Consider the following 17,582-nt stretch of genomic DNA (forward strand, 5'->3'; position numbering starts at 1 on the left):
TCTACTTTTATAGATATATGAACTTACAAACCAACATACCACTTCAGGTTATACCTAATAACCAAATAAATTATAACTCTAAAGTGGTATTGTTAGGGTCTTGTTTTGCAGAAAACATTGCCGAAAAATTTAATTATTATAAGTTTCAGTATACAGTTAACCCATTAGGTATTTTGTTTCATCCTTTAGCGATTGAAACTTTAATAAAAAAAGCATTAACCGATCAAATATTTACAGATAAAGATGTATTATTTAATAACGAACAGTTTCATTGTTTAAATGCACATTCAATTTTTAGTAATCATTCTAAAGAAGAACTTCTTTCTACATTAAATGATACGATAGTTGATGCTAAACTTAAACTTAAATCAGCTTCACACATAATTATTACGCTAGGAACTGCTTGGATATATCGTTTTCTAGAAACTCAACAAGTTGTGGCAAATTGTCATAAAATTCCTCAGAAAAACTTCAAAAAAGAATTATTATCACCAGTTCAAATAGAAAAAAGCCTACAAAGCTTAGTTTCATTAATTAGTCTAGTTAATCCTAAAGCTCAATTTATTTTTACAGTATCTCCTGTTAGGCATATTAAAGATGGTTTTATAGAAAATACAAGAAGTAAATCGCATTTAATTACTGCTATTCATGAGTTTTTAAGTAAAAATCATGAATCCAAAAAACATAACTTAAATTATTTTCCTTCTTACGAGATTATGATGGACGAGTTAAGAGATTATAGATTTTACAATCAAGATATGTTACATCCAAGTCCATTAGCAGTAGATTATATTTGGGATAAGTTTTTAAATACTTGGGTTTCTTCTAGTGCAAAATCAACTATGGAAGACGTCGAAGCTATCCAAAAAGGGTTGTCTCATAAACCTTTTAATGCTTCTTCAGAAGCGCATCAGCAGTTTTTACTTCAGTTAAAAAAACGTAAAGAAACACTTAAAAAATCTTTCCCTTTTATTGATTTTTAGTAAAATACGCCAAATGACGTATTTACATTTTTGTTGTTTTATTTCAATTTTGAATCATAATTTAAAATCGAAACAAAATGAAAACTTTAAAACAACTAATGTTGCTTTTTTTAATGTGTATAGCAACGCAATCCTTTGCTCAAGGACAATTATCATCTCCAGATAATGTAACACCTAAATACTTAGAAACTATTTTTGAAAATGCCTATATGGATGTGTTGGACGTTAAAGACACGTTTATAAAAATAAAAGACAGTCAAACAATGTACTTAGATATTGATCCTAAACAAAGATATATAAGTATTAATAGTGTTTATACTGTAAAAAAAGGTGCTAAAAAAGACGAGATTTTAGAGGTGTTTAATACCGTAAACAAAGAAGTGATAATGATTAAATGTTATTATAACGAATCTGCTCATACGGTATCATTCTACTATTACTTTTGGATAGATAATGGGTTTTCTGACAAAACCTTTGTAAGTGCTGTAAAGTTATTTCAAAGCGGAGTAACCTTGGCTTTACAAAAAGATGTAAATAAGACTGTGTTTTAATTAAAGAAGTTATGAAAGCTATTAATCTACTTTTAATTATTTTTTGTGTTCAATTATCATTGGCACAAAAAGCAGAGCAACCTAACAATTCTTACGATTTAGGCGCAACAATTAACGAAATGACATTAACTGTTGGTGGCATTTTAGTAGTTGCAACAAATGATGGTTTAGTAGGAATAAACCCAGAAACTAGCACACCAACATTTACATTTAATAATTTTGGTAAGTTAACTCCAGAAGAAACTATTTTTGTAGAAGATTCGCCATATATCATAGTATCACAAGGTGCAGGCTCTAAATTAGCAGGTATTACAAAAACTAAAAGAGCAGTTATTAATTACATAACAGGAAAAGTGATTTTTAACTCAGATAATGATAATTGGAATCAAGTTTACACATGTAATATCTTTTTACCAGACAATAAATTAGTAGTTAGTGGTATCCAAAAAACAGGCACAAAAGCCGAAAAAATGACACCTAAAGTTGCAGTTTACGATTTAAGCACACAACAATTAGATTACAGTTTCTTTTTAGATAAACCAGGCAGAGTAGGTGTAGCTAAAGATTTTAGTGTAACAGGATTACCATTATTATTAAAAGATTTTTTAATCATTCCAACAGCTCAAGGTTTAATTGCAAAATCTCATACAGGAGAAGATTTATGGACAAACAAGATTAAAAGAGTAGCTTGGATGGTGTCTGATAAATCTGAAAAAGAAATTTATGGTTTTGAAACCACAACAAACGGAAAAAACACAAGAATACATAAAATTGGAGCAGATGGAAAAGAGCTATGGCAAGACGATAGAAAAGTAAAAGGAATTGTATCTAATTTTGAAATATTACCGCAAGGTATAGCTGTTGTTAGTAACAAAAGTGATGGCGGAGATAAAAGTGTATTCTCTCAAAAAAACGAATCTGAAATCGCTTTTTTAAGCGCTAGTACAGGAGAAGATCTTTGGGAAAAAGCACCAAAAACTAAAGGTTATGTGCAGCACTTTTATGTGCAGGATGATGGGATTTTATTCGGAATCCAGCAAGGAGGAATAAATAAGATTTCTTTTGAAGGAGAAACGTTATTTAAAAAGCCATTAAAAACAGGAGAAAATATAATGGTTATGGCAAACTCTCCTCAAGGATTAATTTATATAACTAGCGAAGATGCAAATATTGTAAACCTAAAAACAGGTGAGCAAGTTTGGGATAAGCCATTAAAATATAAAAATTCAGCTTCTGTAGCGTCAACTTTTGATGCCGATAATAATAGATATTTAATTGCTGCAGATGGTACTATTTTTAGTATTGATGCAAATTCTGGTGATACACAAGATTTTGCAAAAGTAAAGTTTGACGAAAAAGAAGACGCTAACCAAATGGAAATGAGAAACGGAAATATCTATTTAGCTTCATCTCAAAATATGATGGTATTAGATAAAGATGGTAACGAAGTGTATCATAAATACTATAAATCACCATCAAAAAGCGGTTTCATGAAAGCCTTATCTGGCGTAGTAGCTGTTGCATCTACAGCACTAACTATGGCGCATTCTTATCAAGCAGGTTTAAATAAAACACGATACGGTAGTGCTAATAATCTAGATAACTACAATGATTATGGAAAAGAAAACAAAAGAGCTGCAGATATGTTTGCCTCTATAGCAGACGAGTCTTTTAAAATCATGTCAAAACGTTTTAAAGCAACCGCAGCTACCGAAAATTCACAATTCATTCTAACTAAATTAGATGATGGCGTTGGCTTAGTTAAAGTAAATAAAGACAACGGTAATGTGGATAAAGAAATTATTCTTAAAGACAAAAAACCAGAATATCAAGTAGACGAAGTAGCAGGTGTGCTATTTTATAAAGCCAATAAAAGCACCATCTACGCATATAAATTATAGTATGTAAATACTAAAAACGCGCTATTAATCTGTAAACACCAACATTAAAATAAGTTTTACTTATAAGTTGGTGTTTATTTTTTTAGCTTTTTTTGAAATATAATAATTATCACCTTACTTTATAAGTCTAAAAATAACTTGCATGAATCGTTTTTTCTTTCTTTTCTTTTTTATAGGATTTAATCTCTTTGCTCAAGATCAAAACACATATCTAGATAGTATAAGCAACCAAATTAAAACCCAAAAGCCAAAACAAGCTTTAAATACTATTATTGAAATTCCCTACGGAAGTTTTGTCGCAGAGCTAGAAAAATCAGAGCAATTATTTAATAAAGGAATTGAACTTTCTAAAAGTATAAACGACAGTATTGCTTTAGGCGAAATTATGTTTAAATACGGTCAACTTAAATCGTATCAAAATAAATTTGATCAAGGATTAGAGTACACTTTGCAAGCAATAAGAATTTTTGAACATAAAAAGAACAATACAAAAGCAGGTATAGCTTACGGTGGTTTAGGCTACAACTTAAAAACTAGAGACTTAGATAAAGGGTTGTATTACATGCAAAAAGGAATAAAACTACTAGAAATTGAAAATGATTTAGAAGGTTTAAATCCAGTATATGATAATTATGGCGTATTGCTAAGTATGGACAAAAAACTTGATAGCGCTTTATATTATCAATATAAATCTTTAGCTATAAAGAAGCAGTTAAAAGATAGTATAGGGCTTGGTTATAGCTACGCAAATATAGCTAATACGTTTGCCGAAAAGCAAAATTATGACTTAGCAAAAACCTATGTAGATAGCTCTTCGGTTATAAGAAATAAGATTGCAGATAATTATGGAATTACTGTAAATTTTGTGCACGTCGCAGAAATTTTTCAACAAGAAGGAAATTACGAGAAAGCTATAGAGAATTATAAAACCTGTGCAAAATTAGCAAATAAATACAAGTACAAACATTTAGAAAAATACTGTTATCAAAATATAGCTACATGCTATAAAAAACTAAATAAATACAAGGAGGCTTTAGGCTTTAATGAAAGATTTCAAGCTTTAAAGGATAGTACAGACAATGTAGCAACTCAAAATAAGATAGAAGAACTCCAAATACAATTTGAAACCGAAAAAAAAGAAAAACAACTAGCAGAAGCAAAATCTGATATATTAATTAAAGAAGCAAAAATAAAGAGAAAAACCACCATAACTTACTACGCATTTGGTTTAGCTTTCTTTTTAGGGTTAATTGGTTATTTAGTTTATAAACAACAACGCTTAAAAAACAAACAAATAATTAAAGAAAACGAATTAAAAGAGGCTTTAATAAAAATTGAAAATCAAAATAATTTACAAGAACAACGATTAGCTATTTCTAAAGATTTACACGATAATATTGGTTCTCAGTTAACCTTTATAATTTCGTCTTTAGACAACTTAAAATATTTTGAGTTTACCAAAGAAAAACTTTACAATAAGTTCGATTCTATTGGTAATTTTACCAGAAGTACAATCACAGATTTGCGCGATACAATTTGGGCAATGAATAAAGAAGAAATTACTTTTGAAGACCTAAAAACAAGAACCACCAACTTTATAGAAGCTGCAAAAACCTCTTTATTAGGTATTGATTTTGAGTTTAATTATCCTAAGGATACAGATAATGTTAAGCTTAATTCACTTCAAGGAATAGACGTATATCGCATCATACAAGAAGCAATAAATAATGCAGTAAGACACGCCAAAGCAACTAAAATTGTGGTTAATTTTGAGATAGATGGTAGTGATTTAAAAATTTCGATTATAGACAATGGTGTTGGGTTTGATCAATCAACTATAGAAGCAGGAAATGGTTTGTCATCAATGAAGAAAAGAGCTAACGAAATTGATGCAGATTTTGATATGAAATCTTCCAGCCAAGGAACAGAAATCACCATAAAATTTGAAATGTAAGTGTTTAAATAGGGCAAGTGCCTTATTTTAAAATCACCTATGTAATAGTAGCTTTGATAGTATAAAAAACTAATAAATTTTATAAATGAAAAAGCCTGCTACTCTGTTTTTGCTTTTAATAATTTTGATGTGTTTTTCATGTTCAAAATCTTCTGATGATGAAGTAGAGAATAATAACTCGTCTATAAATTCTAATGCTAACCAATTACTTTTTGATGGTCAAGCCTATATTAATAGATTAGACGGTTTTAAAGCTAAAAATGAAAACGGAATTTTCATTGCTAAGCAAAACTTAGGAGAAAATTTTGTGACAGTTTCATTTTTAAATTTTCAAACTAATCAACTAAATACAATTCAAATTAATGGAGATATAGATGTTCATCATTATTATTTAGATCAGTCAGGAGATTTATTAATTAGCGGTACTGTTTTTAGTAGCTCTAATGTTAACTCTGGTCGTGTTTTTGCTATTAGGTTAAATGATAGTTTAAATGTTGTTTGGCAAAAAAAATACGATTTTTACTCGTTGCCTTATTACGATTCTTACTATTACAACTCAATTAGTAATATAAAAAATAATAAACTAGTTGTGTGTAACATGCAATGGATGTTTATTATTGATGCAACAACAGGACTATTAATTAAGGCAATAGAAAATAACACAACTTATCACTGGTTAAGAAATGTAGCTGTTGCAGATGGGTTTTATGCATTTGGTAGATTAGGTAGCGATGCTATAATTGCAAAGTTTGATTGGCAAGGAAATATTGTTTTTATAAAGAAAGCGCCAGATACTAGACCAGATGCTTTGCTAACTTCTTCTGTACCAATTATTACAAGTACAGATAAAATAATTTGGCCTTATAATACTTTTCAATATGATGCGACTGGACTTGGAGGTTATATGGTTTTTGATTTAAACGGAAATTTGATTGACCATTGGAATCATCAATTTTCAATAGATAATACTCAAGGTGGTACAAATTTTAGTCCTGGTGGTATTTCTATAGAAGAGTTTGGTCTTAATAAATACTATTTAAGAGGATTAATAACTTATTCTATTAATGAAGAAGGTCAATTGCTTTCAAATAAATATCATCAAGGTAGTGTGTTTAGTCAAAGCACAGGTAATTTTTTACAATTTCAGTCACAAGGTAGTGTTGTAACACAATCAGAATATATTGGTGTTTTTAATTACAATCCAAACCAAATTTGCACTAAAATTTCAATAGCAGACTTAAATTTTTTAAATTATAACATAGATTTAATTCCCTATAATTTTACAGATGTATCAGGTTTTTCTGTTTCAGATTTTATGGTTGATGTTACAGATTTAAATATATCAATAGTAACACAACAACTTGTAAATGTAACATATCAGGATAAAGACTATTGTAATGTTGATTTAATTGAATAATTTAACAGATGAAAAATGAAAACACTAATAATTTTATTTACGTTAACTTTAGTATTTATTTTAATCTGGCATTTTCAATTTATAAAAAAAGAAAAACAGCGTCATAATTATATTATAAATAGTTTGAATACTAACTTAAACTTTGAAAATGAGAAAAGCACTAAACTTATTTTTGATAAAGATTATAACTATAAGTTGTTAAATTTCAAACTAAATATTATTAAAGAACAGGTTGATTTACTAAAGGAAATTTCAAATTAATTAAAAAAAGTACTAATGAAAATAGCCATTATAGACGATAACAGTTTTTTAATTTCTTCAATAAAAGAGAAGCTTTCTTTTTTCGAAGAAATTCAAGTAAAATATACCGCCAATAATGGTGCAGATTTGTTAGAAAAACTTGATAAAGATCATAATTTAGATGCGCTTTTAATGGATATAGAAATGCCTGTCTTAAACGGTATCGAAACAACATTAGCTGTAAAACAAAAGTATCCTCAAATAAAAATAATTATGCTAACGGTTTTTGATAATGACGAGAATATTTTTAACGCCATAAAAGCAGGAGCAGATGGGTATTTATTAAAAGATGTTAATCCACATGAGTTATTTAATGGTATTGTAGATACCTTAAATGGTGGCGCAGCAATGAATCCTTCTATAGCGTTAAAAACATTAAAGTTACTCCGTAATCCAGTAGATTTTAAAGATGTATCAAAAGAAGAAATTAATTTAACCAACAGAGAAGTTGAGGTTTTAGAGCAATTGTCAAAAGGATTAAGTTATAAAGTTATAGCAGATAATTTGTTTTTATCACCGTCTACAGTAAGAAAACATATAGAAAATATTTACTCAAAGCTACAAGTGCACTCAAAACTAGAAGCTGTACAAAAAGCAAGACGTAACAATTTGATTTAGAAGTTTTTTTAGTTTGTTTTGTAAGATAAAATCTACAAATAGTATCTTAAACTAAGATATGTTCTTTTGGTCGAAAAAAAAGATACAAACTCAAAGATAGTTCTAATTTTATAAAGCTATTAATCATATTTCACTATAAGCACCAGATTAATAAACTTATTAAGAGTTTATTAAATCTGGTGTTTTTTTATTATCAATTTAGTAACATTTAAATCATTTAGCCTCAACAATATAAATTTATTTTTGCAAGGCTATTAATCTATATATAAAAAAAGCATCATTTGTTTATAGTAAACATTGGTGCTTTTTTATTTACCTTTAAATTATGAGAAAAATAGTAATAGGAATATGCATAACTTTAATGGTTATATTTATCATAAATAAATGTTCTAATAAAGAAGAAACCCTTATTCAAGAACATTCTGCATTAATAGAAAAGCAAATAAAAAATGTTAGTAAGCTAGTTGTTACCGAAGGTAATTTTAGCGAAGTTTTTAGCTATAAAAATAGCAAAGCAGTATTTGGAGATTTAATAGAGGTTGAAAAAAAAGCACTAGTAGTTGTAAATGCAGAAGTAACTATTGCATACGATTTAAGTAAAATTGAATTTAATTTAGACGAAGAAAATAAAACACTAACCATTACAAAAATACCAGAACAAGAACTTAAAATATATCCAGAATTAGAGTATTACGATGTACAGGCAGATTTTTTAGATCCTTTTCAAGCCGAAGATTATAACGCTATTAACAAAACGGTTAAACAGCAAATAGCTAAAAAGATAAATGCATCTAATTTAAAGTCAAATGCAGAGAATAGATTAGTTAGTGAGCTATCTAAATTCTATATTTTAACCAATAGTTTAGGTTGGACATTGCAATACAACCAAAAAGTAATAGATAAAGTAGAAGATTTAAAATTATAAGCCTAACTTTTTAGCAAGGTTAAGCCAACCGCCACCATTTATAGTCTCAACACCATTTTGTCGTAAAATAGCTGCAGCACTACCAGATCGCATACCGCTAGCACAACATGTAATTACAGGTTTGTTCCATTTTTTAATATCGGCAACTTTACTTTGTATGCTTGGTAATGGTATATGTTTAGAGCCAGGTATAGCTCCAGAATCATATTCGGCTTTAGACCTAACATCTAAAATTATTGCACCTCTATTTTGAAAGTCTTTAATTTTTTCATTTTTATTACCAAAAAGAAAGCTGAAAATTCCCATAATCTAATTGCTGTTTTAATTGATGTAAAAATACAAAACATAGCATAGTTCTTAGTAACAATTGTTACTTCTGCTTAAAGATATAATTTAAACTCTTAAATTTGTAACTACAAAAACTAAAAAATCATTTATGGCTCAGTCTTACGTTAAGCAAACTACCAAAAATAATATAGCATTTATCGAGTTTTTTACTCCAGAACATAATGCAATGCCAAGTCCTATTTTAAAAGAATTAGCGCAAGTAATCACCAATGCAGGTAACGATGATGAAGTAAAAGTAATTGTTTTAAAAAGTGGTGGCGACCGTACATTTTGCGCAGGAGCAAGCTTTAAAGAGTTAATTGCGATAGATAATTTAGAAGCAGGAGATTTATTTTTCTCTGGTTTTGCTAATGTTATCAATGCCATGCGTACTTGTGGTAAAATTATTATTGGGCGCGTACAAGGTAAAGCTGTTGGTGGCGGTGTTGGTTTGGCTAGTGCAACAGATTATTGTTTAGCAACCAAATATGCAGCTATTAAATTAAGCGAAATAAGTATTGGTATTGGGCCATTTGTAATCGAGCCAGCAGTAACTAAAAAAATAGGAGCAACCGCATTTTCACAAATGACTATTGATGCTGAAAATTTTTACTCGGCAGAATATGCTAAAGACAAAGGACTTTATGCAAATGTTTTTGAAACCATAGAAGAATTAGACCAAGCAGTAATCGAACTAGCAAATAAATTAGCGAGTTACAATCCAGAAGCGTTATCAGAACTTAAAAACGTACTTTGGCAAAACACCGAAAATTGGGACGTATTACTTAAAGAACGTGCTAAAATTAGCGGTAAATTAGTGCTAAGTAGTTTTACAAAAGAAAAGCTAGCTAGTTATAAATAGTTTAACTTAAAACAGCTTCTTCATTTACAATTTTAATGCCGTCATCTATTAAATGACCAATTTTAGGTCGGTTTTGTTTAATAGTTTCTAGATGGTTTAAAATAGAAGTACATAATTCTTTTTCATTGCCTTTAAAGGCTAATTCGTACAACTCGACAGGTAAAAGCCAATCGTTAGGAAATTTATCTTGTAACTGTTCTAAAACTTTAGTTCTAGAAATGGTTTTATTTGTACCTTCTCTGTAATCTCTAACTTGTTTGTAAAGTGAAATAAGTTCAAGCTTTTCTGGTGATTTTTCCTCATGAATGGTATTGCTACTAATTTTATGAGAAATCAGATCAAAACTATGTAAATCTGCAGGTCCAGAATATCCAGAAATAACTTTTTTTCCTACAGCCATATCATATTGTCCCCATTCTGGTTTAAATAAAACCGTATCGTTATGTTTTACGGTACAGTTTTTAAAGCTTATTAATATAATTTTTCCTTGTAGGTTTCTAGTTCCTGTAATGATTTCACCAGTTACGGTAATATTACCTTCAAATTCAAGCGTTACTGTTTCACCTTCATAAATGTCATATGCACGTAAATCTCTTGGCGACATATCTTCAATAGCAAGATTAATACCTTTTAATTTTCCTATTGGAGATCCAAAACCTTCGGGATGTTCTAAAGTACTATGTCCTACTAATTCTTTATCACGATTAGCCAATGCAGTTTTACCAGTGGTTTGGATGTAATGTACTTTTCCGTTAGTTTCTATAACATTAGTAAATACTCCCGAAATTTGTAAACCTGTACTTAATTCTATTGTACCTAGCGCGTTACTTTCTATTAATTTATTTACTGCGCTTGCGCCACCAGTACGTAATGCCATAGTATTTGCAAACTCTTCTAAAACTAAACTTAAGTGTGCAAAGTCAGGTGTGACAAATAGTTGTGGTTGTGGTTTTGTAATATCAAAATCCTGAAAAGTAGCTTCTATAGAGTACGGTAGTTTTTTCACTTTATCGGTCATGCACCAAGCACTTTCTCCGATAGAAGATAATAATCCAGCTCCGTAAATTTTAGGTTGTTCAAGTGTGCCAATTAAACCGTATTCTACAGTCCACCAATGTAAATTTCTTATTAAAGCCATTTCGCTGGGTTTACCCATATTTTGTTGTAAATTTTCAACTTTTTTTTCGGCTTTATCAATCTCGTCTTGTGGCGTATTTGGTGCTTCTTTTATTATAGAAAGATGTCTTACAGCATCATATAATTCGTAATCTTTTGCGCTACTAATCGCTTTGCAACCAATTTCACCAAAACGTCTTAAATATTCTGCATATTCTGGATTTGCAATAATTGGAGCATGTCCTGCACCTTCATGAATAATATCTGGAGCAGGCGTATATTCAATATGTTCTAATTGTCTAATATCACTAGCAATAACTAAAACATTATAAGCTTGAAATTCCATAAACGCATTAGGTGGAATAAATCCATCTACTGCAACTGCAGCCCAACCAATTTCTTTTAAAATACGATTCATACCATACATGTTTGGTATAGCATCAATACTAATTCCTGTTTGTTTTAAACCGTCTAAATAAGAATGATGAGCAACTTGGCTTAAGTAATCTACATTTTTACGCATAGCATAGCGCCAAACGGCTTGATCAATAGCACTGTAATCCTCATAGTTTTGAGGTTTTATAAATTGCGTTAAGTGCTTAGGTAAGCGCTCTAAGATAGGATTAGTTTCGATATTTTTTAAGCTCATTGTAATAGGGTTTGCTATTATGTAAAAATACTAAAATTTACACTAAAAATAGAATGCTGTAAAACAGTATATTAGTCAATAAAAATTTTTAATTTTGTTTAAAATATTAGACAAATGCTAACTCCTTTAAAATTTCAACCTCTATTTAAGTATAGAATTTGGGGCGGAAACAAATTAAAAACCGTTCTTAATAAAGATTACGATTCAGAATCTATTGGTGAGTCTTGGGAAATCTCTGATGTACCTAATGATGAAACAGTAGTTGCAGATGGATCATTAAAAGGTTACACTTTAAAACAACTAATAAAAGAGTTTAAAGGCGAATTTTTAGGAGAAAGCGTGTATAAACAGTTTGGTGAAGCTTTTCCTTTGCTAATTAAATTTATAGATGCTAAAACACCACTTTCAATACAAGTACATCCTAATAATGAATATGCAAAAGCACATCATAATTCCTTTGGGAAAAACGAAATGTGGTACATCATGCAAGCAGATCAAGACGCTAATATTATTGTAGGTTTTGAAAAAGAAATTGATAAAACACAATTTAAACAGCATTTAGAAGATACATCTGTTTTAGATGTAATGCATCATGAAAATGTAAAAAAAGGAGATGCATTTTATATTCCAACGGGTCGTATACATGCTATTGGAGCAGGAGTTATGTTGGCAGAAATTCAGCAAACATCAGATGTCACTTATCGTGTTTATGATTATGATCGTGTAGACAAAACAACAGGTAAAACAAGAGAGTTACATACAGAACAAGCTACAGAAGTGCTTGATTTTAATGTAGAAAGTAGCTACAGGACTGATTATCAAAAAGAATTAAATACATCTAATAAATTAATTCATTCTCCATATTTTAAATCTAATTTTCTACCAATTAAAGGAGAAGTAAAAAAAGATTACAGTAATGTAGATTCTTTTGTGATTTACATGTGTGTTTCTGGTCAAGCTGTAATTCAATATCAGCAAAAAGATTATACCATAAATACAGGAGAAACCATTCTTTTACCAGCATCTGTAAATGACGTTATGTTAAAGTCTGATGACGCTCAAATTTTGGAGGTTTATTTTTAAGGACTAAACAAACATCTTAGTATATTTGCAGCATGATATTAGCATCACAAATATTATTTATTAGTACAACCGAAGTGTTTTTCATACTCTTGGTGGTTGTCATGCTGTTCGGAGCTAAAAATATACCAGATATCGCTAAAGGATTAGGGAAAGGTATGCGTACATTAAAAGACGCTACCAACGATATTAAACATGAGATTACAAAATCTGCAGAAAATAATGGTATAGATACAAGCATTACCAAAGAAGTAAACGAAGAGTTAAACAAAGTAAAAGACGATTTAGAGCAGTTTACAGGTTCAATAAAACGTAACAAATAAAGCTTTTAGTACATTTTCATAAGTGTCGCTCCATACTTTTATATCCTTTTTATTTTAGAGGAAAGTAGAAGAGAAAGTTATTTTTAAATCTCAGCTTTTTTAGTGCAATAGTATATTATACTTCAATGGGATTAATCGCTAAAATATATATTAAATTTCACACCAAACTTCTATTTTTTTAGAGAATTCATAATTTTATAAGTTAATATTTGTTAATTATTTATATATTTAATTGATTAACCGATAAACCAGCAATTATGAAAACTTTTCCCTTAAAGCTAGCAATATTTTGTTTAGCAATTGTTTTTATGCAATCTTGTCAAGAAGAAGACGTGCATGAAGATCAATCTTTTTCAGTGCAACAAGTAAAAGATCCTTTAACAGTACAAGAAATTAATAGTAAAATAACCGAAAGTTTAGAAACTACTGGTGATTTTGATTGGAGCCAAGTAGATGCACATACACTTTGGAGTGCAGTTACACACGGTAATAATATTTTAACGATAGGTTACGGTCAAGAAGATGAGTTTTTTAGTGAAGTAAAATCTGAAAGACTAAAACAAAACTTAGAAAATATTCTTCAAATTGTAGAAGCTACTGAAGGATATAAACGAAGCGAAAAAACATTGGTAGAGCATGATATTATTAATGTTGTTGATGTTCAGGTTGAAAATTTTGAAACAATAAAACGCTTAAAATCAATCAATGGTGTTAGGTATTTAGAGCCTAATGGATATAACCAATATTATTCTACTAACACAAGTAGTCAACGATCTTTGTCAGATTCTGGATGTTCTAAAAATGGAGAAACTATAAATTCTGCACATTATTCTACTGTAGCCCCAAATAATGCGCAAGTGTCTTGGCACTTCTATCAGCACAATATTCCACAAGCATGGAACTATTCAACAGGATCAGGTATTACTGTAGGATTAATAGATACAGGTGTATCTCAATCTCAAACATTATTAAATAGTTCTGGATTTAACGACGGATATTCAAACGGTCGTTTTGTTCAAAAGTACGGGACATTTATAGATTCTTCTTGGTGGTGGAGCAGCAATTATGATGGTCCACATGATAAATGTGGTCATGGTACGCAAATGGGATCAACCATTGCTGCACCGCGTAACGATAACGGAATGCCAGTTGGTGTTGCTTATAATGCAAACCTTGTGGCTTACAGAGCTACGGAAGATGTAGTTTTAAATGATTATCACGAGCGTAAAGGTGTAAGTGATGCATTAACTCAATTAGGAAACAGAAGTGATGTTAAAATAATCTCGATGTCAATAGGTTATCCGTGGTCAATTGGTAATATAAAAGATGCAGTTAAATACGCATACAGTAAAGGAAAATTAATTTTTGCTGCTGGAGGAACATCAACTAGTTTTACCAATTGGTATGGTGTTATTTTTCCAGCAACTATGAGCGAAACTGTTGCAGTAACTGGTATTACAGATGGTGCTTATTATGAAACTTGCGATGTGTGTCACGAAGGTGATAAAATAGATTTTACTATCGTAATGGAAGGTGATAATAATACTAGTAAACATCCGCCAGTTTTAGGGTTTTATAACGGACAAAGACAATATACAGGCGGATCTTCTGTCGCTACAGCAACAACTGCTGGTATTGCTGCATTAGTTTGGTCTAAATATCCAAGTTGGAGTAGAAGCCAAGTCTTAAATAAGTTAAAGCAATCTGCACATTTATATCCTAATAAACATTCTAGTTTTGGTTACGGAACAATAGATGCTTTGCAAGCTGTACAATAATTAAAATGAAATAAGTCACAAAAAAACCTCTTCAAGTTGAAGAGGTTTTTTTGCTTTTAAAGAGAGTAATTACTCTTAGTTTTAATTGAATTGTTTAGGATTTCTTATATAGCAAGCAAAAATGGTTGAAATCACAATTAATGCTGCAACCTCAAAAGGTTTATCCTTATAGATATGTATAAATACTATAAGAGTCATGTAAAGAGATAGTAAAAAAGTTCCTATAAACATCGTCTTGTTATAAAAAAATAATATCACTGAAACAAGTAAGAAAATCCCAGTAGAAATCATAACACTTGAATTAGAAATCACCTTTTCGTTCTGATTTGAATCAATAATTTTATCTACAGCATTTAATATATAAAAAATAGAGATTGCTACTGTTGGTAACCATTTCAAAATTAATATTATGATATCTCTTAACTTCATAAAACCTATTTTTTTCTACTAATAGTCAGTCCATCACGTATTGGTAGCAATACAGTTTCTATGCGATGGTCGTCTTTTAAAAGTTTATTAAACTCTAAAACAGCTTTTGTAGATGTATCTTTTTCGTTTAAAGGTTCAACTACTTTACCGTGCCATAAGACGTTATCAGATAGAATAATCCCGCCAGGATTTAGCTTTTCAATAATTAAATGAAAGTAATTAACGTAATTAGGTTTATCTGCATCAATAAATACTAAATCAAATGTCATATCTAAAGCAGGAATAATATCTAAAGCACTTCCTGTATGCTGAATGATTTGATCTCCATAAGCTGATTTATCAAAATATTTACGCTGAAAATCATGCAATTCTTCATTAATATCTATAGTATGTATTTGACCATTTTTATCTAAACCTTCAGCTAAACAAAGTGTTGCATAACCTGTAAAAGTACCTAATTCTAAAATAGTTTTAGGACGCACTAATTTAGAAATCATGCTTAACACACGACCTTGATACGATCCAGAAAGCATAATAGGTTGTAAAATTTTTTGGTAGGTTTCTCTGGTTAGTTGTTGTAGTAATTCAGGCTCTTCTTCAGAATGTGCAACAACATAATCGTCTAATTTTTCTGGTAAAAAGTGCATTATCCTAAAATTCGCTTATATAATTTATCCTTTTCAGCTTGATCATTTCCGCAAAGCCAACGTATTACATTGTCTTCCCAAATTGCATCACGTTCGGTTTCATTAATAATATCTCTTTCTATAGCTAGATCTAATATTTTACCCGGATAAGAACTTTGTTTTACGCTTTCCATTTCACCTAAAGGATATGGATCATCTAATCCCATTAAGACTTGTTTAGACGTTTGATTTTTAATCAATAATTGAAGTCCGCCAGTATCGTGTACCAATGTATCAAAGAAAATATTTGGATGCGCTACAGCTTTTCTTGGGTGATGTTTACCTTCAAATAAATCTGGTCTACCATCAAATCCTTGTATGCGTCGTCCTAAATTAATCTGTGCCAATTGTCCGCCATGCGCAAAACAAGTTCGCATGTTTGGATACTTATCTTGATAGCCATTTAAGGTTAAAAAGTGATACGCATCTGCACATTGCGCTAACATCCAAATGAGATGAAATCGCCACGATGTGTTTTCTAATTTGATAAATTTTTCACCATCATAGGGATGAATTTCAACAGCTAAATTATACTTATTGGCCAATTCAAAAATAGGCTCGTTTTCCTCATCAAAAATACAACGCCAAGTCCCAATCGTATCCATGTAATGCGTTGGTAGACACAATAAACGCATACCTAATTCTTCCACACAGCGTTCAATTTCCCAACAAGCACCACGTACAAATCCTGGATGTACTACAAACCCTGTAGTAAATTTGCTTGGGTTTTCATGCTGAATTTTTGCGTTAAAATCATTTTGAAAACGTAAGGCTTGCTTCATTTCTTCAACACGCAAACCATTACCATATAACTGAGATAAGTTTAGCACAACTGCATGGTCTATTTTGTTGCGCTCCATCCATTCTAATTTTTCATTTAAGAAAAAACTTGAGTCAGTAATGGGTCTATTCCAATCTTTTTGAAGCATGTATTTACGGTCTTTATCTACCCAAAAAATACCTTTATCTTTCATAAATTGTGGAATTTCTTCCGGATAAGGCAGTAAATGTGAATGACCGTTAATTCTTAGTTTGCGTTTGCTCATTTGTTTAAGGGATTACCAAATTTTAAATTTTAGTAACTGTTTTTCTGTTGGTTAGATGTAATTGGGTTTATTTTTTAAAAGCACCTTTTTTAACCATATCGTTATAACGGTCAAAAATAGCAGGCATATCAGTTTCTATATTATCAAGCATAAATTCTTCTTCATAAATCAAACTTGTATCCTCATCCGAGTACCATTGTAATTTATCCATAACACCTTCTGGTCTTGGATATTCGATCACCAAACCAACAGTGTTTGCACTACGTTGAGGTGAATGTGGTACTTTTGGCGGTAATACAAAAATTTCACCTTCTCTAATATGAATATCTTTTGGTTTACCATCTTCAATCACTTTTAAGACCATGTCGCCTTCAATTTGATGGAAAAATTCAGGTGTTTCATTATAGTGATAATCTTGTCTATCGTTTGGTCCACCAACAACCATAACAATAACATCGGCATCTTTCCAAACCACTTTATTACCAACAGGTGGTTTTAATAAATGACGATTTTCTTCAATCCATGCTTTAAAATTAATAGGCGGAAATAATTTGCTCATAATATAATATTTTGGGCGTTACCCTATCGGGTCAGGCTTTACGCTATATCTTTTTTACTTGTTTTCGATACATTTTGC

Annotated in this window: 18 protein-coding genes; 12 read left to right on the forward strand and 6 right to left on the reverse strand. The window is 30.4% G+C overall.

What is annotated here, in order from left to right:
* The first annotated feature begins 17 nt into the window (after window positions 1-17).
* The 8 genes from INR78_RS08070 to INR78_RS08105 all read left to right on the forward strand — a co-directional run bounded on the left by INR78_RS08070 (window position 18) and on the right by INR78_RS08105 (window position 8,649).
* Window positions 18-983 carry a GSCFA domain-containing protein gene (locus INR78_RS08070; protein WP_223076121.1) on the forward strand — a complete coding sequence of 322 codons (966 nt, stop codon included), beginning with the start codon at window positions 18-20 and terminating at the stop codon, window positions 981-983.
* A 77-nt stretch (window positions 984-1,060) separates the two neighbouring features.
* Entirely contained in the window at window positions 1,061-1,534 is a 474-nt protein-coding gene (locus INR78_RS08075; protein ID WP_223076122.1) for a YbjN domain-containing protein, read from the forward strand.
* 11 nt (window positions 1,535-1,545) lie between these two features.
* The gene (locus INR78_RS08080; protein WP_106676632.1) at window positions 1,546-3,435 is read left to right on the forward strand and encodes a PQQ-binding-like beta-propeller repeat protein; all 1,890 of its coding nucleotides are present in this window, start codon (window positions 1,546-1,548) and stop codon (window positions 3,433-3,435) included.
* Between the two features lie 142 nt (window positions 3,436-3,577).
* The gene (locus INR78_RS08085; RefSeq protein WP_223076123.1) at window positions 3,578-5,389 is read left to right on the forward strand and encodes a tetratricopeptide repeat-containing sensor histidine kinase; all 1,812 of its coding nucleotides are present in this window, start codon (window positions 3,578-3,580) and stop codon (window positions 5,387-5,389) included.
* An 85-nt stretch (window positions 5,390-5,474) separates the two neighbouring features.
* Complete coding sequence (locus INR78_RS08090) at window positions 5,475-6,806, forward strand: hypothetical protein (protein WP_223076124.1); 1,332 nt, start codon at window positions 5,475-5,477, stop codon at window positions 6,804-6,806.
* A gap of 15 nt (window positions 6,807-6,821) precedes the next feature.
* On the forward strand, window positions 6,822-7,067 hold the full coding sequence (locus INR78_RS08095) for a hypothetical protein (protein WP_223076125.1): 246 nt from the start codon (window positions 6,822-6,824) through the stop codon (window positions 7,065-7,067).
* 15 nt (window positions 7,068-7,082) lie between these two features.
* Complete coding sequence (locus INR78_RS08100) at window positions 7,083-7,724, forward strand: response regulator transcription factor (RefSeq protein ID WP_106676638.1); 642 nt, start codon at window positions 7,083-7,085, stop codon at window positions 7,722-7,724.
* A gap of 325 nt (window positions 7,725-8,049) precedes the next feature.
* Entirely contained in the window at window positions 8,050-8,649 is a 600-nt protein-coding gene (locus tag INR78_RS08105) for a DUF4230 domain-containing protein (RefSeq protein ID WP_223076126.1), read from the forward strand.
* On the opposite strand, the gene INR78_RS08110 is transcribed toward INR78_RS08105, so the two are convergent.
* Window positions 8,644-8,955, reverse strand: coding sequence for a rhodanese-like domain-containing protein (locus INR78_RS08110; protein ID WP_223076127.1), 312 nt, complete (start codon window positions 8,953-8,955; stop codon window positions 8,644-8,646). The genes INR78_RS08105 and INR78_RS08110 overlap by 6 nt on opposite strands.
* 130 nt (window positions 8,956-9,085) lie before the next feature.
* Between INR78_RS08110 and INR78_RS08115 the strand changes: the two genes are divergently transcribed.
* The gene (locus INR78_RS08115; RefSeq protein WP_223076128.1) at window positions 9,086-9,838 is read left to right on the forward strand and encodes an enoyl-CoA hydratase/isomerase family protein; all 753 of its coding nucleotides are present in this window, start codon (window positions 9,086-9,088) and stop codon (window positions 9,836-9,838) included.
* A 1-nt stretch (window position 9,839) separates the two neighbouring features.
* On the opposite strand, the gene INR78_RS08120 is transcribed toward INR78_RS08115, so the two are convergent.
* On the reverse strand, window positions 9,840-11,603 hold the full coding sequence (locus INR78_RS08120) for an aromatic amino acid hydroxylase (protein WP_223076129.1): 1,764 nt from the start codon (window positions 11,601-11,603) through the stop codon (window positions 9,840-9,842).
* Between the two features lie 114 nt (window positions 11,604-11,717).
* On the opposite strand from INR78_RS08120, the gene INR78_RS08125 reads away from it, so the two are divergent.
* From INR78_RS08125 to INR78_RS08135, 3 genes are all read left to right on the forward strand, one after another.
* On the forward strand, window positions 11,718-12,686 hold the full coding sequence (locus INR78_RS08125; protein ID WP_223076130.1) for a type I phosphomannose isomerase catalytic subunit: 969 nt from the start codon (window positions 11,718-11,720) through the stop codon (window positions 12,684-12,686).
* Window positions 12,687-12,718: 32 nt separating this feature from the next.
* Complete coding sequence (locus tag INR78_RS08130; RefSeq protein ID WP_036227460.1) at window positions 12,719-13,006, forward strand: twin-arginine translocase TatA/TatE family subunit; 288 nt, start codon at window positions 12,719-12,721, stop codon at window positions 13,004-13,006.
* A gap of 257 nt (window positions 13,007-13,263) precedes the next feature.
* Window positions 13,264-14,784 (forward strand): S8 family serine peptidase, encoded by a 1,521-nt coding sequence (locus INR78_RS08135; protein ID WP_223076131.1) that lies wholly within the window; start codon window positions 13,264-13,266, stop codon window positions 14,782-14,784.
* An 81-nt stretch (window positions 14,785-14,865) separates the two neighbouring features.
* Here INR78_RS08135 and INR78_RS08140 read toward each other — a convergent pair whose 3' ends face one another.
* The 4 genes from INR78_RS08140 to INR78_RS08155 all read right to left on the reverse strand — a co-directional run bounded on the left by INR78_RS08140 (window position 14,866) and on the right by INR78_RS08155 (window position 17,504).
* Entirely contained in the window at window positions 14,866-15,213 is a 348-nt protein-coding gene (locus INR78_RS08140) for a hypothetical protein (RefSeq protein ID WP_027880279.1), read from the reverse strand.
* A gap of 5 nt (window positions 15,214-15,218) precedes the next feature.
* Window positions 15,219-15,860, reverse strand: a complete 642-nt coding sequence (locus INR78_RS08145; protein WP_027880278.1) for an O-methyltransferase — start codon at window positions 15,858-15,860, stop codon at window positions 15,219-15,221.
* The gene (locus tag INR78_RS08150; RefSeq protein WP_027880277.1) at window positions 15,860-16,945 is read right to left on the reverse strand and encodes an amidohydrolase family protein; all 1,086 of its coding nucleotides are present in this window, start codon (window positions 16,943-16,945) and stop codon (window positions 15,860-15,862) included. The genes INR78_RS08145 and INR78_RS08150 overlap by 1 nt, the downstream gene beginning before the upstream one ends.
* A 67-nt stretch (window positions 16,946-17,012) precedes the next feature.
* Entirely contained in the window at window positions 17,013-17,504 is a 492-nt protein-coding gene (locus INR78_RS08155; protein ID WP_036227447.1) for a 3-hydroxyanthranilate 3,4-dioxygenase, read from the reverse strand.
* Window positions 17,505-17,582 lie beyond the last annotated feature (78 nt).

It is taken from the genome of Mesoflavibacter sp. SCSIO 43206, from assembly GCF_019904215.1.
GTDB classification, from domain to species: domain Bacteria; phylum Bacteroidota; class Bacteroidia; order Flavobacteriales; family Flavobacteriaceae; genus Mesoflavibacter; species Mesoflavibacter zeaxanthinifaciens.

Bases quoted from the DNA above. Each gene is read 5' to 3' on its own strand.
- INR78_RS08070 (WP_223076121.1), top strand. From the start codon at position 18: ATGAACTTACAAACCAACATACCACTTCAGGTTATACCTAATAACCAA.
- INR78_RS08075 (WP_223076122.1), top strand. From the start codon at position 1,061: ATGAAAACTTTAAAACAACTAATGTTGCTTTTTTTAATGTGTATAGCA.
- INR78_RS08080 (WP_106676632.1), top strand. From the start codon at position 1,546: ATGAAAGCTATTAATCTACTTTTAATTATTTTTTGTGTTCAATTATCA.
- INR78_RS08085 (WP_223076123.1), top strand. From the start codon at position 3,578: ATGAATCGTTTTTTCTTTCTTTTCTTTTTTATAGGATTTAATCTCTTT.
- INR78_RS08090 (WP_223076124.1), top strand. From the start codon at position 5,475: ATGAAAAAGCCTGCTACTCTGTTTTTGCTTTTAATAATTTTGATGTGT.
- INR78_RS08095 (WP_223076125.1), top strand. From the start codon at position 6,822: ATGAAAACACTAATAATTTTATTTACGTTAACTTTAGTATTTATTTTA.
- INR78_RS08100 (WP_106676638.1), top strand. From the start codon at position 7,083: ATGAAAATAGCCATTATAGACGATAACAGTTTTTTAATTTCTTCAATA.
- INR78_RS08105 (WP_223076126.1), top strand. From the start codon at position 8,050: ATGAGAAAAATAGTAATAGGAATATGCATAACTTTAATGGTTATATTT.
- INR78_RS08110 (WP_223076127.1), bottom strand. From the start codon at position 8,955: ATGGGAATTTTCAGCTTTCTTTTTGGTAATAAAAATGAAAAAATTAAA.
- INR78_RS08115 (WP_223076128.1), top strand. From the start codon at position 9,086: ATGGCTCAGTCTTACGTTAAGCAAACTACCAAAAATAATATAGCATTT.
- INR78_RS08120 (WP_223076129.1), bottom strand. From the start codon at position 11,603: ATGAGCTTAAAAAATATCGAAACTAATCCTATCTTAGAGCGCTTACCT.
- INR78_RS08125 (WP_223076130.1), top strand. From the start codon at position 11,718: ATGCTAACTCCTTTAAAATTTCAACCTCTATTTAAGTATAGAATTTGG.
- INR78_RS08130 (WP_036227460.1), top strand. From the start codon at position 12,719: ATGATATTAGCATCACAAATATTATTTATTAGTACAACCGAAGTGTTT.
- INR78_RS08135 (WP_223076131.1), top strand. From the start codon at position 13,264: ATGAAAACTTTTCCCTTAAAGCTAGCAATATTTTGTTTAGCAATTGTT.
- INR78_RS08140 (WP_027880279.1), bottom strand. From the start codon at position 15,213: ATGAAGTTAAGAGATATCATAATATTAATTTTGAAATGGTTACCAACA.
- INR78_RS08145 (WP_027880278.1), bottom strand. From the start codon at position 15,860: ATGCACTTTTTACCAGAAAAATTAGACGATTATGTTGTTGCACATTCT.
- INR78_RS08150 (WP_027880277.1), bottom strand. From the start codon at position 16,945: ATGAGCAAACGCAAACTAAGAATTAACGGTCATTCACATTTACTGCCT.
- INR78_RS08155 (WP_036227447.1), bottom strand. From the start codon at position 17,504: ATGAGCAAATTATTTCCGCCTATTAATTTTAAAGCATGGATTGAAGAA.